We start from the raw sequence: 19,208 nt of genomic DNA, 5'->3' as shown, positions 1-19,208 counted from the left end.
TGTCTTTTCTGTAAAACCCCCAGGACTATCCCCAAGGCCTCCCTAAAACACCGCGTAGCCTAAACGTACAACTACTTCGTGTCAAGAAAATTGAGGGCGACGTAGCGAACAAATAAATTGTCCGCGCCTGTACAAATGATCTGTCCGAGCCTGTCATTCCGAAAAAAAGCGCGAACAAACGGCTGGAGTAGCCGCGAGAGATATGCAATACGAAGTTGGAAAAATCACAGGAGGAAAAAGATGCAGGTTTAGAGGAAACGTTCAAGACCCGGACATTATCTCGTCGCCAGCCAGAATACGAAACCGGCCAGCACGCCAACCAATGAAATACATGCAATCAGCAGAATCTTTACCCGGACCCGAAAAACTTCGATAGCCTCAACGACAAGTGCATTCTGTTCGGCGAGCGATTTGATCAGCTCAGCAGACGACCTCTGTTCATTGCTCAATTCGATGATTTTTGCCTCTAACAGACGAACCCGTTTATCCAGCTTATCCGGATTAACCGACCCGTCGCCCATTGGCGAGCTTGAAGCCTCCGCAAAACTGCCCGGATCGGACTTTGCCGCGGAAAAAACCTGTTTCGCCGCTTTGACGATATGGGGCGCGGATTCCAGCACGCTTCCCCAGGGAATGATTTTTAACGCCGTTATCCAGATTGCCATTTTTAAACCTCGCTCTCAATCACATCTGGCAATACCATGATTCGCCATGATTCGCGTAGAAGTTACATTCTGGACAATACCGCTGCAACTGTTTCACCAATGGCAGAAGGCGTCGGACAGATTGTGACACCAAGGTCTCTCAGCATAGCGACTTTTTCTGCCGCACTTTCGCCCGGAGATGAGATAATCGCGCCGGCATGCCCCATGCGACGACCTTCAGGTGCGGTCAAGCCTGCGATATAGGCAATCACCGGCTTGCTCATATGATCTCTGGCAAAAATACCGGCTTGAACTTCCTGCGGCCCCCCGATTTCGCCAATCATGACGACTACTTCGGTTTCAGGATCTTCTTCAAATTTTTCCAGGATATCACGATGGGAGCTGCCTATAATCGGATCTCCGCCAATGCCTACCGACGTAGATATGCCGATACCCAGAATCCTCATCTGGTCCGCTGCTTCATAACCTAGCGTTCCAGACCGCCCGATAACCCCGACTTTACCTTTCTTATAGATGTGCCCGGGCATGATCCCCAGCATTGACCGGCCTGGGCTGATCGTACCGGCACAATTCGGGCCTGTAAGCACCATCCTATCTTCGATAGAAAAACGCCGCAAAAAGTTCTTGACCGTCATCATATCCTGTGTGGGGATCCCGTCAGTAATAGCCGCACAATATCTGATACCGGCCTCCGCCGCTTCCATGATCGAGTCCGCTGCAAACGCGGGTGGCACAAATACGATGGTGGCGTCGGCGTCGACTTGTTCCACAGCTTCCTTTACCGTATTGAAGACGGGTAGACCCAGGTGTTGCTGTCCGCCCTTGCCGGGGGTTACGCCTCCCACCACGTTTGAACCGTAGTTGATCATGTCCTGCGCATGGAAAGTACCAGTTTTACCTGTAAAGCCCTGAATTATAATGCGCGTGTTTTCATCAATTAAAATAGCCATTTACATTCCTTTACATTCTTTCGCAATCACCTCATTACGGGCCTGGACAACTTTATCCGCAGCTTCCGCCAACGTTTTCGCCGTGATAATGGGGAGGCCGCTCTCAGCAATGATGCGCTGACCTTCCTCAACATTTGTACCTGATAAGCGCACAACCAGCGGGACTTTAATACCAATATTGTTTACGGCATGCACGACGCCTTCCGCGATCCAGTCGCAACGGTTGATCCCGGCAAATATATTGACCAATATTGCCTTAACCCCTTTATCGGCCAATACCAGACGAAAGGCCTTTTCTGTACGCTCAGCAGATGCACCCCCGCCAACGTCAAGAAAATTTGCTGGCTCTCCGCCAGCCAACTGAATCATATCCATGGTAGCCATGGCCAGACCGGCGCCGTTAATCACGCAACCGATGTCGCCATCCAGTCCGATATAACTCAGTCCTTGATCGCCAGCCGCCATCTCCCGCGGGTCTCCCTGAGTTTTATCGCGCAATTCAGCAACTTCATGACGTCGAAACAGGGCATTGTCGTCAAAGCTCATTTTTGCATCCAGCGCGATGAGTTCGCCGCTAGCCGTAACAACCAGGGGGTTGATTTCCAGCATATTCGCGTCGAGATCGCGTAACGCGCGATAACAACCTTTTATCGTTTTGACAGCATGGGTTAATTGCGAAGCTTCCAACCCTAGCGCAAAAGCCATCTCCCGCGCTTGAAAATCCAGGAGACCGACAGAGGGCTCAATGTAAACTTTTTTTATGGCATCAGGATCTGTTTCAGCCAACTCCTCGATTTCCATTCCGCCTCGGGCAGAACCTATCATGACGACCCGCTCTGAACTCCGATCGATCAAAAAGCAAAGATAGATTTCTTTGGCAATTTGCGTCCCTGCTTCAACGTAAACCCTTGAGCAAATTTTACCCATCGGCCCGGTTTGATGAGTTATCAAATATTTTCCCAATAATTCTTCCGCAGCCGCTTTAACTTCATCATGCGTGTTGCAGATCTTGATACCACCGGCTTTACCGCGCGCTCCTGAATGAATTTGTGCTTTTACTACCCAAACATTCCCGTCAATTTCTCTAGCCCGCTGCACGCTTTCATCCGGGCTGTAAGCCAGACCGCCTTCCGCGATCTTAACGCCATATTTCGTCAGAATCTCTTTCGCCTGATATTCGTGTATATCCAAAATGCATCACCTTATTTTATTGTCAAATAGTTTTATCCGGTTATCTCATGAGGCTGTTCAGCAGAACACACTACGCCAATCGATGAGAACCATGCCCGTCTTAACGGTCCCGGTGCTGAATTGATCACTTTTGAAGGCACGAACCACCCCTACGATGCTGCCACAGCCGAAACAAAATAAGATTCACGGGCACCACCCTCTTAACGCGCTATCATACCGGGCAATGATGGCTGGAAACTGGCCATGTACAGATGGGACTTCGGTGCAGCTACTGTTTTCAATAGAAATGGTTTCCCGCAATTCCATAACCTGATAAATCAACGACCAACAAAGAAAAAGGCCGCTAAACGCGGCCTCGAAAGTGCATTACACGCCTTTAGCGCGCATTGCCTCCGCCATTTTGACTACGTTGTTGGCCATCCTTGCGGAAGCGGCGTCGATAAGTCGGCCATCCAATGCAGCTGCGCCTTTACCTTGAGCGGCCGCCTCTTTTAAAGCATCCAGAATTCGTTGTGCTTTTTCGATTTCCGCAGCAGGCGGCGTAAATACATCGTTGGCGAGTGCGACTTGAGAAGGATGGATAGCCCATTTGCCTTCACAACCTAATGCCGCGGCTCTTCTCGCCGCTAATTTGAAGCCATCCGGATCTTTTATATCACCAAACGGGCCATCGATAGGACGTAACCCAAAGGCACGGCACGCCACGGTCATGCGGCTAATGGCGGCATGCCATTGATCACCCGGGTAGTCCGGATTGAGCCCCCCAATATTTGTCGTCCTGGCGCGATTACTGGCAGCATAATCAGCCACCCCGAAATGTAGTGCTTCAAGGCGGCCTGTGGCGCCGTTACGTGCAATATCTTCTACATTTGCCATTCCTAAAGCGGTTTCGATCAACGCCTCAATACCAATTCTGTTTTTTAGCCCTTGTTGCATTTCCAGCTGGTTCAGCATGGCTTCAACCATATAGACATCAGAATAAACTCCTACCTTCGGAATTAATATGGTATCCACCTTATCGCCTGCTTTCTCGACCAGATCCACCACGTCGCGCACCATGAATTGCGTGTCCAGACCATTTATGCGTACCGAGACGGTAATGCCGTGCGCTTTCCAGGCCAGATCATTGAGCGCTTCGATAACGTTTTTGCGCGCGGTCAACTTGTCGTCGGGAGCAACTGCGTCTTCAAGATCGAGGAAGATGAAATCCGCGCCACTTTTCAACGCCTTTTCAAACATGCCGGGGTTCGAACCGGGAACAGCTAATTCGCAGCGTTGGATGCGCAAGACGGACGCTTCATATAATGTATGACTCATTAATCTTCCTGATAGAATTTAATTGATTTGGAGGCGGAGTTGGGGGAGAGCTGCGGTATTTTCAATGTTCAGCCGAGGTTGAACATTGCAACCTGGCCCCATTTTGTTGTTTATTGATAACTCGCCATTCTACTTTTGAAGATGGTAATGTCAATTTACTTTTAATAAATAGAGGAAATCATCGACCGGAGTCCAGGCAAGCATTGGATGGACCGTCAGTTCCACCGTATTTTTTTCCGCGATTAAATACATTATGAATGAGCGCGTTCTGGCGCTATTGTTTTTGATATCTTGATACCGCGCGGTTATGCTCCGCCAAATCATTGGAGAAGTGCGATTCGCCCTTTCCTTTGCCGACAAAATAGAGCGCTTTCGTCGTGGCGGGATTGAATACAGCCTGAATGGAGGCCAGTCCCGGCAAAGCGATGGGCGTTGGCGGTAAGCCGCGGCGAGTATAAGTATTGTATTCCTGATCAGTTAAAAGGTCTTTTTTTCGGAGATTGCCATCAAATTTGTCACCAAGACCATAAATAACGGTGGGATCGGTTTGCAGCAGCATGTTTAGTCTCAACCGGTTGAGGAAAACACCAGCCACCAGGCCGCGATCACTTTCCTTTCCGGTTTCTTTTTCGACGATTGAAGCGAGAATCAAGGCCTCGTAGGGGCTTGCCAGCGGCAGATCTGCCGAGCGCTCGGCCCACGCTTTGGCCATATGGTTCTGCATCACGTGATAGGCGCGTTTCAAAATTGCCACGTCACTGCTGCCACGTGCAAAAAAATAGGTATCGGGAAAAAACAATCCTTCCGCTGCGGTTTCGGTTGCGCCGATCAGTTGCAGAATTTCGCCGCTGGTCAAACCGGCAGTGTCGTGCCGAAGAGCCGGATGCTCATCCAGCGTCTGCCTGAGCTGAGAAAAGGTCCAGCCTTCTATGAATCTGATCTCGGTCTGATTGATGTCACCACTGGTGATACGTTCAAGCAATTGCAGCGGCGAAATACTGCGACCAATCTCATAATCGCCCGCCTTGACCGATGATGCAACTCCCATTACCCGCGACAGCAAGACAAAGGACCACATGTCCGGCAAAATGCCTGCATCGGCTAATTGCTTTGCGATGCTTTTTAAACTGCTGCCCGGCTTGATGGAAAATTCGTAAGGGACCGTAGGGGGCTGAACGGGGACATTAAGTTGGTAAGCGAGCCATCCAGTGAACAGCAAGACTCCGGCAAAGGCAAGAAAGATCAAGCGTTTTAGCGTACGCAAAAGAACCTCTGAATAAGTCCATGAAGCGCTCGGCCGGCAGCTCGGTTGGCAAAATCGGGATGATCGCAAACGCGTGAAGCGAGCGAGGGAGGGCCAGGAGTATGACGGAGTGGATGGACCATTTTACCGTAACCGAAAGACAAGTAACTTACGGACGGCGTTGCCAGCTCGATGCCGAAAGGACACTCCTTGACGCTGCACGAGAGGTCCGCGAAGCACGATAGCAAATCTGGATGCGGTTGCCGGGCTTCTGGAGTTCGCTTTTCCCCCGGGATGGCGCCTGCTTCGAAAGGCATTACTCCGCCTGCACGATCTGGCCCACTTTTATAGATTCCTTCGTTTATAGATTCCCTGGTTTAGATTCCTTAGCCGGGAAAATCAGGCTTTACGGAAAATGAGTGTACCATTTGTGCCGCCAAAGCCAAACGAGTTTGACATTGCCGCGTTAATTTCCATTTTCCGAGCGGTATTGGGAACGCAATCCAGATCACACTGGGGATCCTGATCGAAAATATTAATAGTGGGCGGCGCCACCTGGTGATATAAGGCCAAGGCGCTAAATATGGCTTCGATCCCGCCAGCGGCGCCGAGCAGATGTCCGGTCATCGATTTTGTAGAGTTCACTACAAGTTTTTTCGCGTGTTCGCCAAAGCAGCGCTTCACCGCGACAGTCTCCGCTATATCTCCCAATGGCGTCGAGGTGCCGTGCGCGTTGATATAGTCCACTTCTGTGGAATTCATCCCTGCATTTCTAAGTGCATTATTCATACAGCGCGCGGCACCTTCTCCATCTTCCGAGGGTGCTGTCATATGGTAGGCGTCCGCGCTCATGCCAAAGCCGGCTAGCTCAGCGTAAATTTTGGCGCCGCGACGTTTGGCATGCTCCAGTTCTTCCAGAACCAGGATCCCGGCGCCTTCCCCCAGAACAAAGCCATCCCGACCCTTGTCCCATGGCCGACTGGCGGTAACAGGATCGTCGTTGCGGGTCGACAGCGCCCGCGCCGAGGCAAAGCCGCCAATAGCCAGTGGCGTAACACATGACTCAGCACCACCCGCCACCATCACATCCACATCTCCATACTCGATCAGCCGAGCTGAGTCGCCGATGCAGTGGGTGGCGGTGGTACAGGCAGTGACAATGGCGAGATTCGGTCCTTTGAAGCCAAACATAATGGACAAGTTACCCGCAATCATGTTTATGATGGTGCTGGGAATGAAAAATGGAGAGATCTTGCGCGGACCGCCAGCGTGATAAACATCGTGCGTGGCCTCGATCATCGGTAAACCGCCGATGCCGGAACCGATATTGACACCAACACGCTCGGCATCAAGACGGGTACTGGCTATATCGTCAATACCTGCGTCCCGGACCGCCTGGATTGCTGCCGCCATACCGTAGTGGATGAAGATATCCATACGACGCGCGTCTTTAACGGAAAGATACTCCGTAACGTCAAAATCCTTTACTTCTCCAGCTATCTGAGAAGCAAATGCGGAAGCATCAAAACGAGTAATTCGTGTAATGCCGGATTTTCCAGCGAGAACGTTAGTCCACGCATCTGAGACGGTGTTACCGACAGGCGAAATCATGCCCAGTCCGGTGATAACTACCCTACGCTTGGACAAGGTGGCTCCGATTAGGATGTGCTTGAAGCAAAAATTAATTGCTGTGGGAATTGATGTAGTCGATAGCCTGCTGAACAGTATTGATTTTCTCTGCCTGTTCATCAGGGATTTCGCACTCGAATTCTTCTTCCAGTGCCATAACCAGCTCTACGGTGTCAAGCGAATCGGCACCCAGGTCATCCACAAAAGAAGATTCACTCTTGACGTCGGCCTCATTCACTCCTAACTGCTCAGCCACTATTTTTTTTATACGCTGCTCTACATTTTCCATCTAAATACCTCTTCCGGTAAGAAAAACGCCGTCATTCTAGCAAGTTTTTGGCATTAATAAAATCTGAACGCTTTGAAGCTCAAAAGTAATCAACCTGGTTCATAAAGGGGTTTCCTTGGTAATTTACGGTTGAATGGCAAAAAATTTATGGATGCCCTATTAATCCATATACATTCCGCCATTCACATGAAGAGTTGCGCCGGTAATATACGCTGCGCCTGGCGACGCAATGAAAGCGACTGCAGAAGCGACTTCTTCCGGACGCCCCAATCTGCCCAGAGGGACTTGCTGGAGCAGAAGTTGCTGTTGTTTTTCGGTGAGAGAGCGTGTCATGTCAGTCTCTATGAAACCGGGTGCAATACAATTGACAGTAATATTGCGGCTACCCACTTCACGCGCTAAAGATTTGCTGAAGCCAGATATGCCGGCTTTGGCAGCGGCATAGTTAGCCTGACCCATATTTCCGGTAGAGCCTACTACAGAGGAGATATTGATTATGCGCCCATAACGGGCCCTCATCATGGCTCTAAGCACAGCGCGGCTCAAACGGAATACTGATTTGAGATCCGTTTCCATGATTTCATCCCATTCCTCATCTTTCATTCGAAGAAGTAAGTTGTCGCGAGTGATGCCGGCATTATTCACCAGGATTGCGATATCGCCAAATTCCTCTTGTACAGCTTTAAGAACGCTTTCAATCTGCGCAGCATCGTTTACGTTCAATATCATGCCCGCGCCCTTGAGGCCCGCCTCCTTGAGGTAGCCGCTAATGACCTGAGCCCCTCCCTCAGTGGTGGCGGTGCCTACCACAACGGCATCTTGTCTAGCCAGCTCAAGCGCAATGGCCCGCCCTATGCCCCGGCTGGCACCAGTTACGAAAGCAATTTGATTTTGCAGCATTATTCTCCAGTTCGCCCAGTCAAATCAACAACGATAACCTCTGCGCTATAAAAGCCGCAAGGCTCATCAATGGTATTGCAACCTACAACAATATGTCGGCCGCATGGTGAAGCGCTACGCTATCGGCGAGCGCCAGGCTCTGCAAATTTGCATCTATGCGTTTATTAAGCCCAGACAGCACTTTTCCTGGCCCACACTCCACCACGTGGGTAACGCCGGAGGAAGCAAAAGAACGAACGGTTTCGGTCCAGCGCACCGGGCTGCATAATTGCCGTATCAGAATTTTTTTAATGCCTTCCGTATTTTCGTGCCGCTGCGCATCAGCATTATGCAACAGTGGAGTTTCCGGCGACTGGAGCATGAGCGGTTCTAACCGCTTATGCAGCTTGTCAGCCGCCAGGCTCATCAGGGAACAATGCGACGGTATGCTTACAGGCAACATCAGCGCCCGCTTTGCGCCTTTAGACCGGGCCAGTTCCATCCCGCGCAGCACCGCACTTTTGTGGCCGGCAATCACTATCTGCCCAGGTGAATTAAAATTTGCCGGCTCCAGCAATTCTCCACATGAAGAGTTTGTGATTTCGTCGCAAAGCGCTTCCACCACCTCATCGTCAAGTCCGAGAATTGCCGCCATGGCACCCGTACCTTCCGGTACGGCCTGTTGCATTACGTCAGCTCGAAAACGCACCAAGGGCAGCGCATCCGAAAAAGCCAGGGCGCCCGACGCCACCAGGGCGGTATATTCTCCCAAGCTATGGCCGGCCATGAGTACCGGGTTCACGTTCCCCAGGCTCCGCCAAGCTCGATACACCGCGATCCCGGCCATCAGCATCAGCGGTTGAGTATTAACCGTCAGATTAAGCTCATCGGACGAACCATCATTGACCAGCGTCCAAAAATCCTGCCCGAGCACAGAAGATGCTTCGTCAAAGGTTTCACGCACAACAGGAAAATCAGCATAACCTTTCATCATGCCTATTGATTGCGAGCCCTGCCCAGGAAAAACACATGCAAATTTTACGGAAGCAGTCATTGTTGCCCGCATTCATTTGAACAGAATCGGCTGATAATTCCTTGATATCTTTGGATGGGAGTAAAATCGGGATAATAGTGCCGTATTAAATTAGGGAATAGCATTCTTCTAGTGCCTTATTGCGACAAACAATAAAAGCGAGGGATAATCAGTTGGTAAAAACAAGCTTCTTGTGATTTACGCAGAGGTTAGCAGCTTCTACCATGAAATTAATACCGCTCCCCAGGTAAATCCTCCTCCTACACCCTCCAGCAGTACATGCTGACCGGATTGAATGCGGCCATCTCGGACGGCAACATCCAATGCCAACGGAATGGAGGCGGCTGAAGTATTGCCATGCTTGTCTAGCGTGGCAACCACCTTCTCCATTGGTATACCCAATTTTTTTGCAGTGGAAATAATGATACGGATATTAGCCTGGTGGGGAATCAACCAATCAATATCGGACACCTCCAGATTGTTTTCCGCCAAGGCCTCGCGTACCACATCTTCCAGAACTTTTATAGCAAATTTGAAGACTGCATTGCCTTCCATCATAACAAACGGGCTGCCTTGAATCCTGCCACGAGAAAAACTCCCAGGCGCCGTCAGAATATCTTTATAGCTTCCGTCCGCATGTAAGTGGCTTGAAATTATTCCCGGGCGATCGCTCCGGGTGAGTACAACAGCACCCGCGCCGTCGCCAAATAGCACGCAGGTACTGCGGTCGCTCCAGTCGAGTATGCGTGAGTAGACTTCGGCCCCTACGACCAAAGCCGTACGATATTTTCCTGCACGAATAAACATATCGGCGGTGGCAAGCGCATAGATAAAGCCGCTGCACACCGCCTGTACGTCAAATGCGGCGCAATCCTTCACACCGAGCTTATCCTGCAGAATGCAGGCTGTACTGGGAAAAATTACGTCCGGCGTGGTGGTGGCAACAATAATCAGATCGATCTCTCCAGCATCAACCTTCGCTGCCTTCATTGCTTCACGGCTGGCATTGAGCGCAAGATCGCTCGCCATCTGGTCATCCGTAGCGATGTGCCGCTGCGCGATACCGGTGCGACTGCGTATCCACTCGTCGCTGGTATCCACCATTTGCTCAAGATCACGATTGGTGAGAATTTTTTCGGGCAGATAGCTGCCCGTCCCGATGACCCTGGAGTACATCATGCGCGCTTCTCTTCTGCCAGGGGCCGAGGATATGAGGATGAGTTTTCCGGATGATGTGGCAGTTGCGCAACGCGTTCGCTGATGTGATTCAGCATTCCGCCGCGAACCTCATCCACCGCCCGGGCAATAGCAAAACCAAACGCGTGACTATCAGCCGAGCCATGGCTTTTAATGACGACCCCACGCAATCCCAGCAAGCTGGCGCCATTGTACCGGCGGTGATCCACTCGACGCTTGAATGCATTAATGACTGGCGAGGCAATGAGTCCCGCAAATTTCGTGAACAGATTGCGCCTGAATTCCTCACGTAAGTAAGTGGAAAGCATTTGCGCCACCCCTTCCGACGTTTTCAGGGCCACATTCCCCACGAATCCGTCGCACACAACCACATCGGTTGTTCCTTTATAAATGTCGTTACCCTCGATATTGCCGTAAAAATTAAGTCCGCTGTTACGTAGCAGCTCTGCTGCCCGCTTCACTACCTCGTTGCCCTTGATCTCTTCCTCGCCTATATTCAGCAAGCCGATGCTGGGCTTCTCGTTATTTTCCACGGAAGAAACCAACGTGGCCCCCATCAACCCGAATTGAAGCAGATGCTCCGCGTTACAATCCACATTGGCGCCTAAGTCGAGGACATATGTGTGTCCCTTTATGGTGGGCAATACCACAGCCAGAGCCGGTCGATCGATTCCAGGAAGTGTTTTCAGCACGAACCGGGAAGTTGCTATCAATGCGCCGGTGTTACCCGCGCTGACACACGCCTGTGCTTCACCGCTCTTTACCAGATTGATAGCAACTCGCATCGAGGAGTTTTTCTTGCCGCGTAACGCCAGCGCCGGCGACTCGTCCATGCCCACTACTTCACTTGCGGCCTGAATCCTCAACCGGGGGCCAAGTGCAGCCTTGGCGACGCGCAATTCAGCTTCGATAACGTCGGGCAGCCCTACCAGAATGATGTCACTTCCGGTGTTACGATGGAGATACTCGACGACTGCAGGAACCGTCACATGAGGGCCGTGATCGCCACCCATGCAGTCTACAGCTACGGTGATATTCAATTTTGGGACGCCCTTGAGATGGGGATAAATTTAATATCCCCTGAACGGCGGGGCGATTTAATCTCCTTTTGATTTGACGACCTTTCTGCCCCGGTAATAACCCGTCGGACTGATGTGGTGACGCAAATGTACTTCGCCAGTGCCGGGATCTACCGTCAACGGCGAACTGGTCAGAGAATCATGCGAACGGTGCATGCCGCGCTTGGATGGGGATTTCTTATTCTGTTGGACTGCCATGGTATTCAGCTCCTTAAATATATTTTCAATGCAGGTTTTTCAGTGCCGCCAGTGCAGCAAAAAGAGATCTTTCCCCTGCCGTGTCCTTACTATCCTGCTTGATCGAACATTCACTTTCCCCGTGACGTGGGGAAGTTGGCAAACTCAGGATTATTTCATCCTCAATCAGCGCCACAACATCCATGTCGGGGGTCGCCAGAACACACTCGACTGATTCATCTTCATCAAGGCGACACAGCTCATTTTCATTTTGCGCCAGCAGCAGATACGCCTGCAAATCCAGCACATATCCGTATTCCCCCAGACAACGCTGGCAACGGAGATTTATCGACCCCTGAACATCTATTTTCAGGAGCGGCCTGGCATTTATGTCTAGCGCGCCAGTAATCGCGTACTGCAACTCGCCGCCCCCGGACGTCAGATAATCCTGTAACCGCTCGAACTCGGACAGTGCGATTTTACCATGATGCGCTTCGGCATTACGGGCAAAATCGAGAGCATCAATGATGAGCCGTACCGCCATAAGAGTAGAAATCTTTTTTATAAAATGAAAATGTGAATATTCTCTTTTGCGTATCGCCCGCTACGCTGCTTCAATTTCATCCGTCAATGCTGTTCAATTGATAAATTTGCGTATTTAAGATTAAAATCTCGCGGGCATGTATTTTTGTGTGCATGTATGTATACGGTATACGGCGCGCATAATATATTTTTTGCCTCTGAGTGTCAAAAACCTGATAAAGATAAACTTTGAAAACACAACAAATTGCCCAGCCACTTGTATTGGGATCCAGTTCCATATATCGCCACGAACTGCTTCGGCGCCTGCAAATTCCATTTGAAGTTTATAATCCGGAAATAGATGAAACTCCGCTGGCTGGAGAGAGTCCTGACACTACTGCCTTGCGCTTGGCGGCCGCAAAGACTCGCATGGTTGCCGTAAGTTACCCTGGTGCCTTGATCATAGGCGCTGACCAGGTGGCGGTATTGGGAGGGATTCAACTCGGCAAACCACTCAATCATGCAAATGCCACCCAGCAGTTGCGCCTCATCCGCGGAAAAGAGGTAGTGTTTCATACTGCATTGAGCCTTCTTAATAGCGATAAAGACAATATGCAGATACGGCTCGTCTCGTCCCGCGTCAAATTCCGAAAATTAAGCGACCAGCAAATTGACAACTATCTCGATAGAGAACATCCATATCACTGCGCCGGAAGCGCCAAACTGGAAGGATTGGGGATAGCGCTGATCGAACATATAGTAAGCGAGGATCCCAGTGCACTGATTGGGTTACCGCTGATTGCACTGGTGGAAATGCTGACGCGCGAAGGGATAGAGATAGTGTGAATTCCGGTACTCTCTATCTCATTCCCGCTCCCTTGGGCCCATGTGATATCACCTGGATAATCCCCCCCGCTGTCCGGCAATGCATAGCGGCGCTGGATCATTATATTGTCGAGCATCCAAAAACCGCGAGGCAATTTCTGAAACAAATCGGTTGCGTCCTGCCATTACAGCAAATCAGCATGCAGGTATTGGATGAACACACTCACGCCAGGGAATATGAAAAACTGCTTGCACCCCTCCTCGAAGGTAGCGACATCGGACTTTTGTCTGAAGCGGGTTCTCCGGCGGTAGCGGACCCTGGGGCGGGATTAGTGCGCCTTGCTCATCAAAAAAAAATCCGGGTGATGCCACTGGTAGGACCATCCTCCATACTGCTGGCTTTGATGTCGTCGGGATTGAACGGTCAGCGCTTCACTTTTCACGGTTACCTTCCCGTTGAAAATAACAGGCGCGCCAAAAAAATAGCTGAGCTGGAAAAAGATTCGATAACTGGCGATCAAACCCAGATATTTATCGAAACGCCATATCGCAACCAAAAGTTACTGGAATCCATTCTTTTTAACTGCCGCGATGACACTGCTCTTTGCATCGCCTGCAATCTGACCTTGGCAAATGAATTCATTTCAACCAGAACAGTCAAAGAATGGAAACATACTTTACCCGATATTCATAATAAACCCGCTATCTTTTTGCTGCAGGGTTGACTGACAGGCAAAATTGTAATCACCGCAACCCTCCACCGATTCCCGTGGTAATCAGCGCCTCCGCCGCTACAGCGCCGAAACGGCGAGCGAGGCGCTCGCTGAATCCTTCCCGGGTCGTGTAATCCACAATGCGTTCGGCCTTGATAATTTCCCGCGCGACGTAGTCCGCACTGCCCATTGCGTCGACGAGCCCCAGCTCTATGCTTTTTTCACCCGTCCAGACGATGCCGCTGAATATCTCGGGCGTTTCCTTCAGGCGCACCCCCCTTCCCTCCTTCACCACCTGGATAAATTGTTCGTGGATATCGTTGAGCATTTTTTTGGCGTATTCCTCCTGGCTGGGGTTGGTAGGCGAAAAAGGATCAAGAAAGCCTTTGTTTTCCCCTGCCGTGAGCAACCGCCGTTCGACGCCAAGCTTTTCCATTGCGCCGGTAAAACCGAATCCGTTCATCAGCACGCCGATGGAACCGACCATACTGGCCTTGTCCACGTAAATTTTATCGGCGGCGACGGCGACATAATAACCACCGGATGCGCAGATATCTTCTACCACGGCATAAAGAGGAATTTCAGGATACTCGGCACGCAGACGGCGGATCTCATCATTGATGTAGCCCGCCTGTACCGGACTCCCCCCCGGGCTGTTGATACGCAGAATCACACCCTGCGTTTTTGCATCCTTGAATGCATGTTGCAAGCCGGCATTAATATTATCAGCGCTGCTAACGCTATCGGGGGAGATGACGCCCCGCAACTCGACCAGGGCAGTATGTTTACGGGACATGGACATATCGTCCCCACCGAACCAGCCAGAAAAGATGAATAACAAAATAAACAAATAGATAAATGTAAGCGATTTGAAAAATACGCTCCATTGACGCGCCTTGCGTTGTTCCTGCAAAGAAGACAGCGCTAATTTTTCAAGCACCTGCTTTTCCCAACCTTCGGTGCGATTTTCTGATTCTGAATCTGCCATGTTATTTCAACCCTTCAAATGAAGTGATATAGCGAACTGCGCGGAACCGGGCCTACCAGAAACGTTACGCTTTCTCATCTATTTCCGCAAACCCATACTTTTCCTCTTGCATGAGTCAGCGATAGAATCCTGGCAGGCTCCATCTGTCGAAAAAATCAGGTATATCGCTCCCGCCGAGCCTATTATGGGCACAAAGGGGTGGTATCGGCATCCAGCTCAAGCAAAAACTTGCTTAGATCTTCCGCCAGCGGCGCTTCAATACGAAGCTTTCTCCCGGTTACCGGATGCGTAACTTCGACTGTAAACGCATGCAGGAACATGCGCTTGAGACCTCGTTCGGGACCGCGCTTCATCAACTCCCTGTTCAACGCGAAGTCTCCATACTTATCGTCGCCCGCAATGGGGAAACCCAGATGAGCGAGATGCACGCGAATTTGATGAGTACGGCCCGTTTTTAACTCCGCTTCCAGCAAACTGAAATTCTGCCAGGATTTTTTCAGATTAAAAACGGTGTGAGCGCTCTTTCCCTCTTCGCTTCCCTTCCCCTCGGCAATCACCACCACGCGCCGTTCGCCTGCGGGCGTCACGTATTTCTTGAGAAACAGCTTGACGCTTTGTCTTGTGTTGTGCCACTTGCCTTTTACCAGCGTCAGATATCGCTTTTCCATCATCCCTGCACGGATTACCCGGTGCAGTTCAACGAGCGCAGCCCGATTCTTGGCCAGGAGCAAAATCCCGGAAGTCTCCCTGTCGAGACGATGGACCAGTTCCAGAAATTTCCAGTCGGGATGCTGAGCACGCAATTGCTCGATGACACCGAAACTTACGCCGCTGCCTCCATGTACCGCAACTCCCGCAGGTTTATTGATGACGACAAGGGCTTCATCCTCAAATAAAATTTCGAACGGAATAAACTGGCTTTCAGCTACTTTCTTTTTGAGTGGAGAATTTCTTTCCGCCATCCTCACCGGCGGTATACGTACCATATCGCCCAGTTGAAGATGGCAATCCGCACTGATGCGCTTGCTGTTAAGTCGCACCTGCCCGCTCCGCAATAGCTGGTAGATATGACTTTTAGGCACGTTTCTAAGGCGCTTGATCAAGAAATTATCGATACGCTGGCCTTTACTGTCCTCGCCTATAATTTCTGTAACTGCCGGACTCAGAGGAAATTCTTTGCCTAAATCCTTAGTTCTACTTATACTTGTCAATTCGGGGTTCCAGCCTATCCTTTATCCGGTGCGTGAAGTGGCGCTGTTGATGGGATTTTTTCCGAGGTATAAGAGCCAATCCCGAAATCTGGTTAACGTCGCTCACCACTAAAGTAGCGATAGTAATGGATTTACGCGCTCGAAGCACACGTCGATTTCAGTTTTCAGTTTCGTAGCGCCCGCTTGCGGGCAGCCATAGTCGAAGCCTGATTGAAACTTAATTTCCTGGTTCTGCTTGTCAGAAAAGCAGGGCCACTGTGACAAGCCAGAGAAATAGTCATCTTACACCAGCAGCCCGACATACATGACAAAGTTGCCTGACTAAAAGCTCTCGTATACGCTGCGTCGGGGACTTTCCCCTTTGCGCGTAGGCTATCTACCCGTGACCAGAGCGCGGGGGGCATAAAATGAAACGCATGCTATTTAATGCGACACAGCCGGAAGAACTGCGTGTCGCCATTGTTGATGGTCAAAAGCTTATTGACCTCGACATTGAATCTGCCGGCAAGGAACAACGCAAGAGCAATATCTACAAAGCAGTTATTACCCGCCTTGAGCCGAGCCTCGAAGCCGCTTTTGTCGAGTACGGCGGCGAACGGCATGGCTTTCTGCCATTCAAGGAAATTTCCCGCTCCTATTTCAAGGAAAATGCAGACCCGGCACGCGTTCGCGTCCAGGATGCGCTTCGTGAAGGCCAGGAGCTCATTGTTCAGGTGGACAAGGACGAACGCGGAACCAAGGGAGCTGCACTAACCACCTATATTTCCCTGGCTGGTCGCTATCTGGTCCTGATGCCCAACAATCCTCGCGGCGGAGGCGTATCGCGCCGCATAGAGGGCGAAGACCGCGCGGAACTGCGTGATGTCATGGCGCAACTGAGCATTCCTTCCGGCATGAGCATTATAGCCCGTACTGCTGGAATAGGGCGAAGTGAAGAAGAATTGCAGTGGGATCTTAATTATCTGCTGCAACTGTGGCGTGCCATTGAAGATGCTTCCAGCAGCCAAAGCGGCGCTTTCCTGATTTATCAGGAAAGCAGCCTGGTAATCCGCGCCATACGAGATTACTTTCATCAGGAGATCGGCGAAATCCTGATTGATACTGAAAGTATCTACGAGCAGGCGTGCCAGTTCATGAGCCACGTCATGCCGGCCAATGTCAATCGGGTCAAGCTTTACCGCGACGATGTGCCGCTATTTTCGCGTTTTCAGATTGAGCACCAGATCGAAACCGCTTATTCGCGTCAAGTCACACTACCCTCGGGCGGTGCGATCGTTATTGATCATACAGAAGCGCTGGTATCGGTTGACGTAAACTCGGCGCGCGCCACTCGCGGTTCGGATATCGAACAAACTGCGCTCAACACGAACCTGGAAGCCGCCGAAGAAATCGCTCGGCAACTGCGCCTGCGCGACCTGGGCGGACTCGTAGTCATTGACTTCATCGATATGGAAATCGCTCGTAACCAGCGTGAGGTGGAAAATCGGCTGCACGATGCGTTGCGTTATGACCGCGCACGCGTGCAGATGGGCAAGATTTCCCGTTTTGGTCTGCTTGAATTATCGCGTCAGCGCCTGCGTCCTTCGCTGGGTGAGAGTAGTTATATCTCCTGCCCGCGTTGCCACGGTACCGGACACATCCGCGGCACTGATTCCTCTGCATTGCATATTCTAAGGATAATTCAGGAAGAAGCGATGAAAGAAAATACCGCCGTGCTTCACGCTCAGGTACCAGTTGATGTAGCCACCTATCTACTAAATGAGAAGCGCGCAGAAATTCATGCAATCGAAGCCCGATTAAAGGTAAGCGTAGTACTGATTCCGAACATTCATCTCGAAACGCCAAACTACAACATCACCCGCTTGCGTCATGACGATGTGAAACTGGGTGAAATTCAAACCAGCTATCAAATGGTGGAGAAACCGGCCACCGAAATTGCGTTACCGTCAGCTGCGCAAGAGGCCAAGCCGGCACGGCAACAAGCTGCCGTCCGAGGTATTACTCCGCCGCAACCCGCTCCGATACGTGAGCGTAAATCTCATCATGAACCTGAACAGCTTTCTTTTCTGGATAGAATATTCAGCTGGTTCAAACAGATGGGCGTGGCAGAAAACAATGTGCGGCCAGAACAGATAAAGACCGGCCTGCAACGAGCAGAGCGCGGCCGTGGCCGTCGAGAACGCGGGCGCGAAGCGCGCGATGTTGAGCACGAAAAAACACCGCGAGTCACTCAGCGTGGGCGCGATGATCGTGGTGAGCATGGCAGTGAAGCCGCTAATGCATCGAGTCTTACCCGGGACGCTGCGCCTCAACGTGGGGAACGTAGTGATGGGAAGTTGCAGAGTGAGCGGCCCACTCAAAAAAAGCATCCGCGACCACCACGCGAAGAGAAGATCCGAACCGACCTCAAGCCGCGGCCAGAAGAACAGCCGGTGGCTGAAGAGACTTTGCAGCAGGGCGAAGATGGTGGCCGCCGCAGACGTCGTGGTGGGAGACAGCGTGATCGAGGTGACCGCACCGAGCGGGCGTCCCATGAAAATAAACAGCCAGCGGTAGCAGATTCTCACACCCAGCACGCTGACCTAGCGGCGCGTGAAGAAAGCCCTGTTCCGGAAGCCCTTTCCGCATCAACACAAGAGGCGTCGGCGCTCATCCTTACCCTTCCTCCTCTGCAAGCGGCGGAGGCACCTTCGGAGTCAACGGGCAGTCCTCATCCTGAATCATTGCATGAGGATGAAAACATGCCGGTAAATATGCCCGTGATGGCCCAGCCAGTGTCGGCAGTGCCGACCTCGGCCTTACCTGTTCCGATAGTGCCTGAGCCGGAAACAGAGCAGGATAAACAGCAAACCGTTCAGGTGCCTGCTCATGAGCCTATCAAGGAACTGGCGACCGTAAGCCCACCCGCCTCTATCACAACCATGCGGGAACCGTCTCCGGATGAGATTGAAATTGGCAAAACAAACAATGAAACTGCCGCGGCCGAAATCGAGGTTATGGCTCCTGTATCAGAACGGGAAGAAACCCGATTGCCTCAACGATCGGATGTAATCGAACCGTTGAACCTGGTCGCGAGTGGATTGATCATGATCGAAACACAACCGGAGAAGATAAAAACGGCTGAAGCCGAGGCGGCAACAGAATCAGCGCTACCGCAGCGGCGGCGAAAAAGAACGCCTCCTCCTCCGGTAGTGAACCAGGACGAACCGTTGGTGCAAGTCGAAACGCATAAATAGGAATCGATATTTGCAAAAGATAAAAGGCGGGACAGAACACTCCCGCCTTTTTACTGCACCTGCG

At 51.2% G+C, this 19,208-nt stretch carries 18 protein-coding genes; 3 read left to right on the top strand and 15 right to left on the bottom strand.

Features of this window, described 5'->3' with window-relative positions:
- Window positions 1-275: 275 nt before the first annotated feature.
- The 13 genes from BLS94_RS12420 to BLS94_RS12360 form a co-directional block, all read right to left on the bottom strand.
- Window positions 276-665: a hypothetical protein gene (locus tag BLS94_RS12420; RefSeq protein WP_072768336.1), complete on the bottom strand. Its 390-nt coding sequence runs from the start codon at window positions 663-665 to the stop codon at window positions 276-278.
- Between the two features lie 62 nt (window positions 666-727).
- Window positions 728-1,615, bottom strand: a complete 888-nt coding sequence (gene sucD / locus BLS94_RS12415) for a succinate--CoA ligase subunit alpha (RefSeq protein WP_072768337.1) — start codon at window positions 1,613-1,615, stop codon at window positions 728-730.
- Window positions 1,616-2,806 carry a malate--CoA ligase subunit beta gene (locus tag BLS94_RS12410; RefSeq protein ID WP_072768338.1) on the bottom strand — a complete coding sequence of 397 codons (1,191 nt, stop codon included), beginning with the start codon at window positions 2,804-2,806 and terminating at the stop codon, window positions 1,616-1,618.
- Between the two features lie 366 nt (window positions 2,807-3,172).
- Window positions 3,173-4,123: an HpcH/HpaI aldolase/citrate lyase family protein gene (locus BLS94_RS12405; RefSeq protein WP_090961508.1), complete on the bottom strand. Its 951-nt coding sequence runs from the start codon at window positions 4,121-4,123 to the stop codon at window positions 3,173-3,175.
- A 274-nt stretch (window positions 4,124-4,397) separates the two neighbouring features.
- Window positions 4,398-5,387: an endolytic transglycosylase MltG gene (gene mltG, locus BLS94_RS12400; protein ID WP_072768340.1), complete on the bottom strand. Its 990-nt coding sequence runs from the start codon at window positions 5,385-5,387 to the stop codon at window positions 4,398-4,400.
- 378 nt (window positions 5,388-5,765) lie between these two features.
- A complete protein-coding gene (gene fabF / locus BLS94_RS12395; RefSeq protein WP_072768341.1) occupies window positions 5,766-7,013 on the bottom strand; it encodes a beta-ketoacyl-ACP synthase II in 1,248 nt (415 codons plus the stop codon).
- Window positions 7,014-7,047: 34 nt separating this feature from the next.
- The gene (acpP, locus tag BLS94_RS12390; RefSeq protein WP_011380423.1) at window positions 7,048-7,284 is read right to left on the bottom strand and encodes an acyl carrier protein; all 237 of its coding nucleotides are present in this window, start codon (window positions 7,282-7,284) and stop codon (window positions 7,048-7,050) included.
- 159 nt (window positions 7,285-7,443) lie between these two features.
- The gene (fabG, locus tag BLS94_RS12385; protein ID WP_176767872.1) at window positions 7,444-8,184 is read right to left on the bottom strand and encodes a 3-oxoacyl-ACP reductase FabG; all 741 of its coding nucleotides are present in this window, start codon (window positions 8,182-8,184) and stop codon (window positions 7,444-7,446) included.
- 82 nt (window positions 8,185-8,266) lie between these two features.
- Window positions 8,267-9,217, bottom strand: a complete 951-nt coding sequence (gene fabD / locus BLS94_RS12380; protein ID WP_072768343.1) for an ACP S-malonyltransferase — start codon at window positions 9,215-9,217, stop codon at window positions 8,267-8,269.
- Window positions 9,218-9,415: 198 nt separating this feature from the next.
- Window positions 9,416-10,375: a beta-ketoacyl-ACP synthase III gene (locus BLS94_RS12375; protein WP_072768344.1), complete on the bottom strand. Its 960-nt coding sequence runs from the start codon at window positions 10,373-10,375 to the stop codon at window positions 9,416-9,418.
- On the bottom strand, window positions 10,372-11,433 hold the full coding sequence (plsX, locus tag BLS94_RS12370; protein ID WP_072768345.1) for a phosphate acyltransferase PlsX: 1,062 nt from the start codon (window positions 11,431-11,433) through the stop codon (window positions 10,372-10,374). The genes BLS94_RS12375 and plsX overlap by 4 nt, the downstream gene beginning before the upstream one ends.
- A gap of 57 nt (window positions 11,434-11,490) precedes the next feature.
- A complete protein-coding gene (rpmF, locus tag BLS94_RS12365) occupies window positions 11,491-11,670 on the bottom strand; it encodes a 50S ribosomal protein L32 (protein WP_072768346.1) in 180 nt (59 codons plus the stop codon).
- 25 nt (window positions 11,671-11,695) lie between these two features.
- Entirely contained in the window at window positions 11,696-12,193 is a 498-nt protein-coding gene (locus tag BLS94_RS12360) for a YceD family protein (protein WP_072768347.1), read from the bottom strand.
- Between the two features lie 227 nt (window positions 12,194-12,420).
- Here BLS94_RS12360 and BLS94_RS12355 point away from each other — a divergent pair, with 227 nt between their 5' ends.
- Both BLS94_RS12355 and BLS94_RS12350 read left to right on the top strand, forming a co-directional pair.
- Window positions 12,421-13,017: a Maf family protein gene (locus tag BLS94_RS12355; RefSeq protein ID WP_176767871.1), complete on the top strand. Its 597-nt coding sequence runs from the start codon at window positions 12,421-12,423 to the stop codon at window positions 13,015-13,017.
- On the top strand, window positions 13,014-13,721 hold the full coding sequence (locus BLS94_RS12350) for an SAM-dependent methyltransferase (protein WP_090961502.1): 708 nt from the start codon (window positions 13,014-13,016) through the stop codon (window positions 13,719-13,721). Before BLS94_RS12355 ends, BLS94_RS12350 begins: the two co-directional genes overlap by 4 nt.
- 19 nt (window positions 13,722-13,740) lie before the next feature.
- Here BLS94_RS12350 and BLS94_RS12345 read toward each other — a convergent pair whose 3' ends face one another.
- Window positions 13,741-14,697, bottom strand: a complete 957-nt coding sequence (locus BLS94_RS12345; RefSeq protein WP_072768349.1) for a S49 family peptidase — start codon at window positions 14,695-14,697, stop codon at window positions 13,741-13,743.
- Between the two features lie 182 nt (window positions 14,698-14,879).
- Entirely contained in the window at window positions 14,880-15,899 is a 1,020-nt protein-coding gene (locus tag BLS94_RS12340; RefSeq protein WP_371130296.1) for an RluA family pseudouridine synthase, read from the bottom strand.
- Window positions 15,900-16,315: 416 nt separating this feature from the next.
- Here BLS94_RS12340 and BLS94_RS12335 point away from each other — a divergent pair, with 416 nt between their 5' ends.
- Window positions 16,316-19,144, top strand: a complete 2,829-nt coding sequence (locus BLS94_RS12335; protein ID WP_090961496.1) for an Rne/Rng family ribonuclease — start codon at window positions 16,316-16,318, stop codon at window positions 19,142-19,144.
- Window positions 19,145-19,208 lie beyond the last annotated feature (64 nt).

This window comes from Nitrosospira sp. Nsp18 (assembly GCF_900103145.1).
GTDB lineage: Bacteria > Pseudomonadota > Gammaproteobacteria > Burkholderiales > Nitrosomonadaceae > Nitrosospira.
Note: the sequence above shows the minus strand (reverse complement) of the source record. Positions and strands in the feature narration are given on the sequence as shown.